Source organism: Streptomyces sp. SCA2-17, assembly GCF_044336695.1.
Map to the genome: position 1 here is coordinate 335,599 of NZ_CP117521.1, position 12,120 is coordinate 347,718.

Annotated in this window: 8 protein-coding genes and 1 pseudogene; 2 read left to right on the forward strand and 7 right to left on the reverse strand. The window is 73.8% G+C overall.

The window, feature by feature from the left end:
• Nucleotides 1–87: 87 nt before the first annotated feature.
• The 4 genes from PS271_RS01495 to PS271_RS01510 are packed head-to-tail and all read right to left on the reverse strand — an operon-like array spanning nucleotide 88 to nucleotide 4,103.
• Nucleotides 88–1,275 (reverse strand): thiolase family protein, encoded by a 1,188-nt coding sequence (locus PS271_RS01495; RefSeq protein WP_398379378.1) that lies wholly within the window; start codon nucleotides 1,273–1,275, stop codon nucleotides 88–90.
• Complete coding sequence (locus PS271_RS01500; RefSeq protein WP_398379380.1) at nucleotides 1,272–2,267, reverse strand: thiolase family protein; 996 nt, start codon at nucleotides 2,265–2,267, stop codon at nucleotides 1,272–1,274. The genes PS271_RS01495 and PS271_RS01500 overlap by 4 nt, the downstream gene beginning before the upstream one ends.
• The gene (locus PS271_RS01505; RefSeq protein WP_398379382.1) at nucleotides 2,264–3,286 is read right to left on the reverse strand and encodes a Zn-ribbon domain-containing OB-fold protein; all 1,023 of its coding nucleotides are present in this window, start codon (nucleotides 3,284–3,286) and stop codon (nucleotides 2,264–2,266) included. The genes PS271_RS01500 and PS271_RS01505 overlap by 4 nt, the downstream gene beginning before the upstream one ends.
• A gap of 13 nt (nucleotides 3,287–3,299) precedes the next feature.
• On the reverse strand, nucleotides 3,300–4,103 hold the full coding sequence (locus PS271_RS01510; RefSeq protein ID WP_398379384.1) for a crotonase/enoyl-CoA hydratase family protein: 804 nt from the start codon (nucleotides 4,101–4,103) through the stop codon (nucleotides 3,300–3,302).
• A 176-nt stretch (nucleotides 4,104–4,279) separates the two neighbouring features.
• On the opposite strand from PS271_RS01510, the gene PS271_RS01515 reads away from it, so the two are divergent.
• Together PS271_RS01515 and paaK are read left to right on the forward strand one after the other, a co-directional pair.
• Complete coding sequence (locus PS271_RS01515; RefSeq protein ID WP_398379386.1) at nucleotides 4,280–5,941, forward strand: acyl-CoA synthetase; 1,662 nt, start codon at nucleotides 4,280–4,282, stop codon at nucleotides 5,939–5,941.
• Between the two features lie 85 nt (nucleotides 5,942–6,026).
• Nucleotides 6,027–7,337, forward strand: coding sequence for a phenylacetate--CoA ligase PaaK (gene paaK / locus PS271_RS01520; protein ID WP_398379388.1), 1,311 nt, complete (start codon nucleotides 6,027–6,029; stop codon nucleotides 7,335–7,337).
• A gap of 361 nt (nucleotides 7,338–7,698) precedes the next feature.
• Here the strand turns inward: paaK and PS271_RS01525 are convergent, their stop codons facing one another.
• The 3 genes and pseudogenes from PS271_RS01525 to PS271_RS01535 form a co-directional block, all read right to left on the reverse strand.
• Nucleotides 7,699–9,213: an acyl-CoA synthetase gene (locus PS271_RS01525; protein WP_398379390.1), complete on the reverse strand. Its 1,515-nt coding sequence runs from the start codon at nucleotides 9,211–9,213 to the stop codon at nucleotides 7,699–7,701.
• A 57-nt stretch (nucleotides 9,214–9,270) separates the two neighbouring features.
• Nucleotides 9,271–10,824, reverse strand: coding sequence for an acyl-CoA synthetase (locus tag PS271_RS01530; RefSeq protein WP_398379392.1), 1,554 nt, complete (start codon nucleotides 10,822–10,824; stop codon nucleotides 9,271–9,273).
• A 143-nt stretch (nucleotides 10,825–10,967) separates the two neighbouring features.
• Nucleotides 10,968–12,062: pseudogene (locus PS271_RS01535) on the reverse strand (NAD(P)H-dependent flavin oxidoreductase); the annotation flags it as partial.
• Between the last annotated feature and the right edge of the window lie 58 nt (nucleotides 12,063–12,120).

A 12,120-nucleotide genomic window follows, 5' to 3' on the forward strand; every position in this document is an offset into this window, starting at 1 on the left:
TCCCGGTCGTCCTCCCGCGCCCACCCTAGCGAGCGCGGCGTGCGCCGCACAGGCCGCACGGCGGCGAACGCTCCGCCGTGCGCTCCTTCAGGTGGTGGGCGGCTGACGGCCCACCACCCACATGGAGAAGAACTGCGCGCCCCCTCCGTAGGCGTGGCCGAGCGCCGTGCGGGCGCCGTCGACCTGGTGCTCCCCCGCCCTCCCCCGCACCTGGAGGGCCGCTTCGGCGAAACGGATGAGGCCGGAGGCGCCGATGGGGTTGGTGGACAGGACGCCGCCCGAGGGGTTGACGGGCAGTTCGCCGCCGGGCTCGGTGGCGCCGGAGGCGGTGAGCTTCCAGCCCTCGCCCTCGGCGGCGAAGCCGAGGTTCTCCAGCCACATCGGCTCGTACCAGCTGAAGGGCACGTACAGTTCGGCGACGTCGATCTCGCGGCGCGGGTCGGTGATGCCGGCCTGCCGGTAGACCTCGGCGGCGCAGTCGCGGCCCGCGCGCGGCGAGACGAAGTCCTTGCCCGCGAAGAGCGTGGGCTCGCTGCGCATGGCGCCGCCGTGCACCCAGGCGGGCGGGTACGGGGCGCGGGCGGCACCGGCGCGGTCGGTGAGGACCACGGCGCAGGCGCCGTCGGAGGACGGGCAGGTCTCGGAGTAGCGCACGGGGTCCCACAGCATGGGCGAGGAGCGCACCTGTTCCAGGGTGATGCCATGCTCGTGGAGGTGGGCCCAGGGGTTCCGCAGGGCGTTGCGGCGGTCCTTGTAGGCGACGAGCGCGCCCACGCTGCCGGGCGCGCCGCTGCGGCGGATGTAGGCCCGTACGTGCGGGGCGAAGAATCCTCCGGCGCCGGCCAGCAGGGGCTGCTGGAAGGGCACGGGCAGGGACAGGCCCCACATGGCGTTGGACTCGGACTGCTTCTCGAAGGCGACGGCGAGGACGGTGCGCTGGACGCGCGCGGCGACGAGGTCGGCGGCGACGAGGGCCGTGGAGCCGCCGACGGAGCCGGCGGTGTGCACCCGCAGGACGGGTTTCCCGGCGGCGCCGAGGGCGTCGGCGAGGTAGAGCTCGGGCATCATCACGCCCTCGAATAAGTCGGGGGCCTTGCCGAGGACGACGGCGTCGATGTCGGCCCAGGACAGCTGCGCGTCGTCGAGGGCCCGCAGGGCGGCTTCGCGGACGAGTCCGGCGAGGGAGACGTCCCGGCGGGCCGCGGCGTGCTTGGTCTGGCCGATGCCGACGACGGCGACGGGCTCCCTGCCCGTCCGCTGACCGCTTCCGCTCACCGGGTCTCCCCTTCCGCAGCGGCTTCCAGTACGGCGACGAGGTTGTGCTGAAGGCAGGGGCCGGAGGTGGCGTGGGCCAGGGCCCGGCCGGAGTCGCCGCGGTGGATGCGGGCGGCCGCTTCGCCGAGCCGGACGAGACCGGTGACCATGACGGGGTCGGAGGCGAGCGCTCCGCCGGAGGGGTTGACGGTGACGGTGTCGTCGAGGCGCAACGCCCGCCGCAGGACGGTCTCCTGCGCGGTGCAGGGGGCGTGGAGTTCGGCCGTGTCGACGGGGGCGCGGAAGGCTCCGGCGCGTTCGGCGGCCAGGCGGGTGGAAGGCGAGTCGGTGAGGTCGCGCAGGCCCGGCGCCTGGGGTTCGATGCGGTGGTCGATGCCGCGGATCCAGGCGGGCCGCTCGCGCATGCGGCGTGCGGTGTCGCCGGCGGCGAGGACGACGGCGGCCGCGCCGTCTACGGGTGCCGGGAAGTCGCCGGCGCGCAGGGGCAGGACGGGGTGGGCCTCCGCGGCGGGCGGCTCCTCCAGGTGGCCGGCGTCGATGAGGGCCCGGGCCTGGAGGGCTGCCAGGGCGCGCGGGTCGGGCCACAGGGGCGCGAGGTAGTAGGGGTCGAGCTGGCGGGTGAGGACGTCGGCCGGGTTGCCGGCGGTGGGCTTGCCGTGGGCGTAGACGAGGGCCGTGTCGGCCCGGCCGGTGAGGATCTTCACCCAGGCCTCGTACAGGGCCCAGGCCCCGTCCGTCTCCACGTGGGATTCGGCGATGGGCGGCCAGGCGCCGACGCTGTCGAGGGTGAGCGTGAAGGAGAAGGGGCGGCCCGCGAGGTAGTCGCTGGACCCGGAGCAGGTGAAGTCGGCTTCGCCGGGGGCCAGTCCCGCCTGGTCCAGCGCCTCGCGCAGGACGGGCAGCAGCATCTCGGGCTCGGACGCGCCGCCGGCGCCGCCGTCGTGCTCGCTGTGGGCGAAGGCGACGACGGCCACGTCGCGGGGCGGCGTCACAGCAGCTCCTTGTAGGTGTCGTAGGCGGCGTCGGGCTCGCCGGTGGGACGGAAGTGGTCCGGGTGGCGGGCGTCGCCGGTCCATACGGGTTCGACGCGCATCCCCATGCGCACCTCGTCGTAGGGGATGCCGCCGATGCGCGCGTGAAGGGCGAGGTCGGCCCCGTCGAGGGCGATGTGGGCGTAGACGTAGGGGACGTCTATGTCAGCGCCCTTGGCCTTGATGTTGACGACGCAGAAGGTGGTGACGGTGCCGTGCGGGCCGACCTCGGTCTGCTCGGCCGTGGGGACGCCGCAGGTGGGGCAGACGCCCCGGGGCGGGACGTGGACCTTGCGGCAGGAGGGACAGCGTTCGCCGGTGATCCGGTGCTCGGCGAGGGCGGCGAGGTGGCGGCTCAGGGCGCGGCCTGGGGTGTAGGTGTAGTCGAGGCGGGCGGGGGTGACGATGCCGGTGACGGGGTCGTCGAAGACGCCGTCGTGCGGGGTGGCGGGGCGTTGGCCGGCTTCCCTTTCGTCGGCCTGGCCTTGGCCTGCTTTCCCTGCGTCTGTCTCGTCTTCGCCGGCCTCGTCTTGGTAGGCCTCGTCTTCGTACGGCTCGAAGCAGCCGATGTCGGTGATGGCGCCGGTGCGTTCGGGAGCCCAGCGGATGCGCACGCGCATGCCGGTCCGTACGGCGTGCGGGCCGGGGGCGTCGAGGACGTGCAGCAGGGCGGTGTCGGCGCCGTCAAGGCGGACGAGGACCCAGGCGAAGGGGGTGCGCAGGGGCTGGTTGTCCCGGGGGGCGGGGTTCCAGGCCCAGGTGGTGACGGTTCCGGTGGGGGCGACCTCGGCGAGGTCGCGGATCTCCTCGGCGGTGACGGGGTCGTACTCGACGGGCGGTACGAGGACGCGGCCGTCGGTGGTCCGCACGCCGAGGACGGTGCGCTCGCGGAGGCCCGTGAGGAAGGCGCTCTGGACGGGTCCGAGGGAGCGGGTGAAGGGGAAGGAGACGGTCAGGGGTGCGGTGAGGATCTCCGGCACGGCGAGGCTCCCTTCAGGCGCGCCGGTAGACGGCGGGGCGCTTCTCGGCGAAGGCCCGGGTGCCCTCCTTGGCGTCGGCGCTGCCGATGACCGGCAGGCCCCGTTCGAGTTCGAGGGCGAGGCCCGCGGCCTCGTCCAGGCCGGCCGTGTCGTGGACGCAGGCCTTGACGGCCTCGACGGCGAGCGGCCCGTTGGCGTTGACGAGCGCGGCGGTCTCCAGGGCTCGTTCCAGGGCGGTGCCGTCCGGGACGACGTGGCCGATGAGGCCGATGCGCGCGGCTTCGGCAGCACCGTAGGGGCGGCCGGTGAGCAGCATCTCCAGGGCGTGGGTGCGCGGGATCTGGCGGGCGAGGCGGACGGTGGAGCCGCCGACGGGGAAGAGGCCCCGGCGCACTTCGAAGAGGCCGAAGACGGCGCTCTCGCCGGCGATGCGGATGTCGGTGCCCTGGAGGATCTCCGTGCCGCCCGCGACGCAGGGGCCCTCGACGGCGGCGATGACCGGTTTGCGCGGCCGGTGGTGGCGGAGCATGGCCTTCCAGTGCAGGTCGGGGTCGGCCTTGAACCGTGCGCGGCAGGCGTCGTCCGCCGGGCCGCCCGGCCCGTGCAGCGCCTTGAGGTCCATGCCGGAGCAGAAGGCCCCGCCGGCGCCGGTGAGCACGACGGAGCGGATCGCGTCGTCGGCGTCGGCCTCCAGCCAGCCGTCGTGGAGCCCGGCCAGCATCGGCAGCGACAGGGCGTTCTTCGCTTCCGGCCGGTTGAGGGTGAGCACCAGTGTGGCACCGACGCGTTCGACCGTGAGGTGTTCGGTCCCGCTCATGGGGTCTTCCTCCCGTCCCGGCGACGGGAACAGGGTGCAGGAGGCGGGGGCGGGGTTCAAGGCTTTTCTGACTTCCCGTCAGATTTCTTGGGCCTTCCCGGCCCCCGGCCCTTCCTCCCTGCGGCCCGCGGCGCTCTAATGGGCGCCGGCCGCCGTTCCCCCGGGCAGGAGGAAACGTGGACTACAACCTCGCGGATCTCTTCGAGTCGGTCGTGGACGCCGTGCCCCGCAGGGAGGCCCTGGTCCACGTGGACCTCCCCGGGAGCGGCACCGAGCGGCGGCTGACGTACGCGGAGCTCGACGCGGCCGCCAACCGGCTGGCGCACCACCTGCGCGGCCGGGGGATCCGGCCCGGCGACCACGTAGGGCTGCACCTCTACAACGGCGTCGAGTACTTGCAGACCTTCTGGGCCTGCCTGAAGATCCGGGCGGTGCCCGTCAACGTCAACTACCGCTATGTCGAGGACGAGCTGGCCTACCTCTACCGGGACGCCGACCTCGTGGCGCTGGTCTTCGACGCCGCGTTCACCGCCCGGGTGGCCGCGGCGCTCCCCCGCACGGACCTGCTGCGCCATCTCGTACGCGTCGGGACGCCTCCGGACGGGGCGCCCGAGCCCGCTCTCCCGCCCGTCCCCTTCGCCGAGGCCGAGGCGTCGGGGTCGCCCCTGCGGGGCTTCGGGCCGCGCTCGGCGGACGACCAGGTCATCATCTACACGGGCGGCACGACCGGCCTGCCCAAGGGCGTGATGTGGCGCCAGGAGGACCTGTTCTTCTCCGGGCTCGGCGGCGGCGCCCCCACCGGCGAACCGGTCGGGCACCCGCGGGAGCTGGCCGAGCGGGTCGCCGAGAGCGGCGAGGGACTGGTCTTCTTCCCCACCGCGCCGCTGATGCACGGCACGTCCACGCTCACCGCGCTCATCGCCTTCGACTACGGCCAGAAGGTCGTGCTGCACAGCAGGTTCGCCCCCGAGGAGGTGCTGCGCACGGTCGCGCGGGAGAAGGTCACCTGCGTCTCCCTGGTCGGCGACGCGATGCTGCGGCCCCTGGTGGACGCGCTGGCCGGGCCGCTGCGGGGCACCGACTGCTCGTCGCTGTTCAGCGTGAGCAGCTCGGGTGCGATCCTCTCCCGCACCGTGCGGGAGCAGTTCGGGGCGCTACTGCCGCACGTGGCGCTGCTGAACAACTTCGGCTCCTCGGAGTCGGGCTTCAACGGCACGGCCGCGGACGCCCCGGTGGATGGGGCGGGGGCGGGGGTGGATTCCGGCGGTGGGTTGCTGCGGCTGCGCGTCAACAACCGTACGGCCGTCGTCGACCCGGTCACCCATGAGCCGGTGGCGCCCGGCGGGGAAGGGCGCGTGGCGCAGCGCGGCCACGTGCCGCTCGGGTACTACAACGACCCGGAGCGGACCGCTGCGACGTTCTTCCGGGCGGGCGGCGAGCGGTGGGTGTTGCTCGGCGACATGGCGCGGGCCGGGGCGGACGGCGAGATCACGCTGCTGGGGCGGGGCTCGCAGTGCATCAACACCGGCGGCGAGAAGGTCTATCCGGAGGAGGTCGAGCAGGCGCTCAAGGCGCATCCGGACGTGTACGACGTGCTGGTGGCGGGTGTTCCGGACGAGCGGTGGGGGCAGCGGGTGGCCGCCGTCGTCCAGCTGCGCGAGGGGGCCGGGCCGCTGCCGCCCGGCGTGCTGGAGGCGCACTGCCGTGCGCGGCTGGCGGGCTACAAGGTGCCGCGGCGGGTGGTCTTCACGGAGCGGGTGCGGCGGTCGCCGAGCGGGAAGGCGGACTACCGGTGGGCGCGGGCGGTCGTGGAGGAGGGGGCGCGGCCGGGGGGTTGAGGGCGCGCACCGGGGAGTTGTGGGGGCGCGGGTGTGAGGGAGGCGTCCTCTTGACGTCCCTCGTTACCTCTGGATACTTGATCTCATGCAACTACCGAACGCTCGGTTGGTTCCGGGAGGTCCGGCCGAGCGGATGTCCCGCGACGAGCTGGCCGCGCTCCAGCTGGAGCGGCTGCGGGCCACGCTCCGGCGCGCGTACGAGCACGTGCCCTTCTACCGGCGGGCCTTCGACGCCGCGGGCATACGTCCTGAGGACTGCCGCACCCTCGCCGATCTCGCCCGGCTCCCGTTCACCACCAAGGCGGATCTCCGGGAGCACTACCCCTTCGGCATGTTCGCCGTTCCCGGCAGCGAGATCCGGCGCCTCCACGCCTCCAGCGGTACGACGGGCACCCCCACCGTCGTCGGCTACACCGACCGGGACCTGGACGTCTGGGCCGATGTCGTCGCCCGCTCGATCCGCGCCGCCGGCGGGCGGCCCGGCGACCGGATCCACGTCGCCTACGGCTACGGCCTGTTCACCGGCGGCCTGGGCGCGCACTACGGCGCCGAGCGGCTCGGCTGCACCGTGATCCCCGCCTCCGGCGGCATGACCGCGCGTCAGGTCGGGCTCATCCGGGATCTGGAGCCAGGGATCATCATGGTGACGCCCAGCTACATGCTCACTCTTCTCGATGAGTTCGAGCGCCAGGGCATCGATCCCCGGAGCACCTCCCTGACCACCGGGATCTTCGGCGCCGAGCCCTGGACGGAGGAGATGCGGCGGGAGATCGAGGAGCGCTTCGCCATCGACGCCGTCGACATATACGGCCTCTCGGAGGTCATCGGGCCCGGCGTCGCCCAGGAGTGCGTGGAGACCAAGGACGGCCTGCACATCTGGGAGGACCACTTCTACCCGGAGGTCGTCGACCCGGTCACGGGAGAGGTGCTGCCCGAGGGCAGCCACGGCGAGCTGGTCCTCACCTCCCTCACCAAGGAGGCCATGCCCGTCATCCGCTACCGGACCCGCGATCTGACCCGGCTCCTGCCCGGGACCGCGCGGCCCGCGTTCCGGCGTCTGGAGCGGATTGCCGGGCGCAGCGACGACATGATCATCCTGCGGGGGGTCAATCTCTTCCCGGGGCAGATCGAGGAGATCGTGCTGCGGACGCCCGGGCTCGCGCCGCACTTCCAGTTGCGGCTCACCCGTGAGGGGCGGATGGATCACCTCACCGTGCGGGTCGAAGCGCGGCCGGAGGCTACGGCGGAGCGGCGGGCGGCTGCCGCCGGGGAGGTGGCGCGGCTCGTGAAGGACGGGGTTGGGGTGACGGTGGGTGTCGAGGTGGTGGATGGCGGGGCGCTGGAGAGGTCGGTGGGGAAGCTGAAGCGGGTGGTGGACGAGCGGGGGGTGGGGTGAGGGGGTGCGGGGCCGGGCCGGGGGCTCCGGGGCAGGGTCCCTGGACCGTATATTTACGGCGCCCTTCCCCTCTGCGTGTTCGTGCCCCGCACTTGGCGCCACAAATACACGTCAGCGTCCAGGGACCCTGCCCCTGCGCCCCCGGCCCTCCTGCGCGTTCCCGCCTGCGGGCCGGCTCAAGACCGCCGCCGCGGTGATCCGTCCCCACCGGGATACCCGGCGGCGGGCCGTTTCGGCGTGGCGGCCTGGTCCAGCTATCGGGCGCGACAGCAGCTACCAGCAAAAATGCCCGCCGCTACGGCGCGACACCACCACGGCGAGTGTCCGGCGGAATCCGCGATCACAGCAGCCGAATCCGTCGTCATCCGGCCGAAAGGGCAGACCGCAACTCCCTCTTCAGCACCTTGCCGGAGGCATTCCGGGGCAGGGCGTCCGTGAACCGTACGCGCTTGGGTGCCTTGAAGTGCGCCAGCCGTTCCCTCGCGTACTCCAGTAGTTCCTCCTCGGTCACCGTGCCGCGCGCGACGATCACGGCCGTGACCGCCTCGATCCAGCGCGCGTCGGGGAGGCCGACGACGGCCGCTTCCGCGACCGCCGGGTGACCGTAGAGCACGTCTTCCACCTCGCGGGAGGCGACCAGTACGCCGCCGGAGTTGATGACGTCCTTCAGCCGGTCCACGACCGTGAAGTAGCCCTCGGCGTCCCGGACCGCGAGGTCGCCGGAGTGGAACCAGCCGTCCCGGAAGGCCTCTTCGGTCTCCTCGGGCTTGCCCCAGTAGCCCCGGCACAGCTGCGGGGAGCGGTAGACGACCTCGCCGGGGGTGCCGTCGGGCACGTCGGCGCCCTTGTCGTCCACGACGCGTGCCTCGACGAACAGCACCGGCCGGCCGCACGAGGCCATCCGCCCCTCGTGCTCCTCGGGCCGCAGCACGGTGGCCAGCGGCCCGATCTCGCTCTGCCCGAAGCAGTTGTAGAAGGCGAGGCGGGGCAGGCGGGAGCGGAGCCGCTCCAGGACCGGCACGGGCATGACGGACGCGCCGTAGTACGCCTTGCGCAGCGCCGACAGGTCCCGGGTCGCGAAGCCGGGGTGGCCGGCCAGTGCGATCCACACGGTCGGCGGGGCGAAGAAGCTGTCGGCCCGCCCCGCCTCCACCAGTTCGAGGACGCGGTCCGGATCCGGCCCGTCGATGAGGGTGTTCTCGGCTCCGACCGCCAGGTACGGCAGCAGGAACACGTGCATCTGCGCCGAGTGGTACAGCGGCAGGGCGTGCAGCGGCCGGTCCGTCTCCCTGAGGTCCAGGGCGGTGATCGCACTCATGTAGGCGTGCACGAGCGCGCCGTGCGTCATCATCGCGCCCTTGGGCTGTGCGGTGGTGCCGGAGGTGTAGAGCAGCTGCGCGAGGTCGCCCTGGTCCGGGCCGCCGGCGAAGAGGGCGGCGTTGCCTTGGCTCCGGTGCTGTGCCGACCGCTCCAGCAGGGAGTCCGTGGCGTCGCGCAGCGGCAGGGTGCGGGCGGAAGCGGGCAGCCGGTGGGCCAGGGCCGGGTCGGTGAGCACCAGCGCGCTGCCCGACTGCTCCAGGATGTAGCCCAGTTCGCCACCCGTGAGCTGGTGGTTGACGGGCACGTGCACGAGGCCGGCCCGGGCGCAGGCCAGGAAGCCGATCAGGTAGGCGTCGGAGTTGTGGCCGTAGGAGGCGACGCGGTCGCCGTCGCGCAGGCCGCTGCCGCGCAGGGCCGCGGCGGCGCCCGTCACGGCCTCGTCCAGCTCGCGGTAGGTCCAGACGCGCTCCCCGTACCGCAGGGCCGTCCGGTCCGGCACGCGCGCGGCCGTGCGCCGGAGGATGCCGTCCACCGTGCTGTCGCGGACTCCCGTCATGCCCCGGATCCTGGCGCCGCCGCGCCCGGAAGGTCAAGGGGCGGCCGCGGCCGCCGCTCACACCGGGCGGTCCCGGCCCGTCCAGTAGGGCTCGCGCAGGCGGCGCTTGTAGAGCTTGCCGTTGGGGTCGCGGGGCATGGTCGCGATGAACTCGACGGCCCTGGGCCGCTTGTAGCCGGCCAGAGCCCCGGCGGAGTGGGCGAGGATGTCCGCGGCCAGCGCGGCGTCCGGCGCGTGGCCCTCGGCCGGTTCGACGACCGCGCGGACCTCCTCGCCCCAGTCGTCGTGCGGCACGCCGAAGACCGCGGCGTCGGCGACGGCCGGGTGCCCGAGCAGCACGGACTCGATCTCCGCGGGGTAGATGTTGACGCCACCGGAGATGATCAGGTCGATCTTGCGGTCGCGGAGGAAGAGGTAGCCGTCCTCGTCCAGGTAGCCGAGGTCGCCGACGGTGAAGAAGTCGCCGATGCGGCCGGCCCGGGTCTTGCCGGCGTCCTTGTGGTACGCGAAGCCGCCGGTGGTCATCTTCATGTAGACCGTGCCGAGCCGGCCCGCCGGGAGGCGGTTGCCGTCGTCGTCGAAGACGGCGAGTTCGCTGATGGGCCACGCCTTGCCGACCGTGCCGGGCTTCTTCAGCCACTCCTCGGCGGTGGCGAAGGCGCCGCCGCCCTCGCTGGCCGCGTAGTACTCCTCGATGCAGCCGCCCCACCAGTCGATCATCGCCCGCTTGACGTGCTCGGGGCAGGGCGCGGCACCGTGCACGGCGTGGCGCATGGACGACACGTCGTAGCGGGCCCGGACGGGCTCCGGCAGGGCCAGCAGCCGCTGGAACTGGGTGGGGACCATGTGCGTGTGCGTGCACCGGTGGGTCTCGATCAGGCGCAGCATCTCCTCGGGCGCCCACTTGTCCATGACCACCAGCCGGTGGCCGATGTGCAGGGCCGCGGCCGCGAACTGGAGCACGGCCGTGTGGTAGAGCGGGGAGCACACGAGGTGGGTGTTCCCGTCGAACGGCCGGATGCCGAAGATGCCGAGGAATCCGCCCAGGTGACCTTCCTCGGGCGGCCTGCCGGTGAGCGGGCGGCGGATGCCGCGGGGGCGACCGGTGGTGCCGGAGGTGTAGTTCATGACCCAGCCGGCGGTGCGGTCGGCCGGCGGGCTGTCCGGGTGGCCGTCGAGGAGGGCGGCGTACGGGCGGAAGCCCGCGATGTCCCCGACCGCGTAGCGCCGGGCGGCGGGCAGGGCGGCCTCGTCCGCGGCGGCCGTCGCCGCGGCGGCGAACCGCTCGTGGGCGATGAGTGCCTTGGCCTCGCAGTCGGCGACGATCCAGGCGATCTCCGGGCCCACGAGGTGGTGGTTGACCGGGACCAAGTACAGGCCCGCCTGCGTCGCGGCGAGGTGGGCGGTGAGCAGCTCGGCGCCGTTGGGCAGCACGACGGCGAACGCGTCCCCGGCCCGCAGGCCCGCGGCGCGCAGCCCGTGGACGAGCCGGTTGGCGGCGGCGTGCAGGCGGCCGGCGGTCCAGGTGGCGCCGGCCGGGTCGACGAGGACGGCGCGGCCGGGCTCGGCGGCGGCCTGTGCCCAGAAGCCGTTGGGCGGTCGGGAGGGCATGGGACCTCCTTCGGGTCGGAGGTGGGGGCAAGACGGAGTGGACGGCGTACGTGCTCTGACGGTCAGTCCGGGCCCGGCCCCGCGTCGGCGCCGGCTTTCGGGGCGGTCTCTCGGTCACGGGCCTCGGGTGGGCCTTGTGCGTCTCCCGCGATGCTGTTCAGGCGGGCCACGGCGCGTTCGAAGTCTCTTGTCAGGTCGTCGAAGACGGCCTGGACGCCGCGGCGGGTGTTCATGCTGCCGACGATCTGGCCGACCGGCGTGCCCAGCAGCGGCCCGGCCTCGTACTTCTGGATGCGGGTCAGCGCCTCGGCGACGAGGAGGCCCTGGAGGGGCATGGGGAGGGTGCCGGGGCCGGCGGGGTCGTCCCAGGCCTCGGTCCAGGCCGTGCGCAGCTGGCGGGCGGGCTTGCCGGTGAGGGCGCGGGAGCGCACGGTGTCGCCGGAGCCCGCGGCGAGGAGCTTGGCCGTCAGGGCGGGCGAGCCCAGGTCGGCCTCCTCGGTGGTGAGCCAGAGGGAGCCCAGCCAGACGCCCTGGGCGCCGAGGGCGAGCGCGGCGGCGATCTGCTCGCCGGAGCCGATGCCGCCGGCCGCCAGGACGGGCAGCGGTCCGACGGCGCGGACGACCTCGGGGGTGAGGACCATGGTGGCGATCTCGCCGGTGTGCCCGCCGGCCTCGTACCCCTGGGCGACGACGACGTCGATGCCGGCGTCGGCGTGCCGGGCGGCGTGCCGGGCGCTGCCGGCGAGCGCGGCGACGAGGACGCCGTGGGCGTGGGCGCGCTGCACGACGTCGGCGGGCGGCGGGCCGAGGGCGTTGGCGAGCAGGGCGAGCGGGTGGCCGAAGGCGGTGTCGAGCTGGGCGCGGGCGACCTCTTCCATCCAGCCGGTGATGCGCCAGCCCCGCCGGTCCCCGGCGGCGAGTTCGGGGACGCCGTGCCGGGCGAGGGTCTCCCGGACGAACCTGCGGTGTCCTTCGGGGATCATCGCCTCGACGTCCGCCTCGGTGACGCCCTCCACCTTCTTGGCGGGCATGACGACATCGAGCCCGTACGGTCTGCCGCCGGTGTGCGCGTCCATCCAGTCGAGGTCCCGGGCGAGGTCGCCGGGGTCGGTGTAGCGGACGGCGCCGAGGACGCCGAGCCCTCCGGCGCGGGAGATCGCCGCGGCGACGGCGGGGAAGGGCGTGAAGCCGAAGACGGCGTGCTCGATGCCCAGCCGCCGGCTCAACTCGGTCTGCATGGGCGGCAGGATGCCGCAGGGGGCCGGGCGAGGGAAGGGATTTTCCTGACGCATCGTC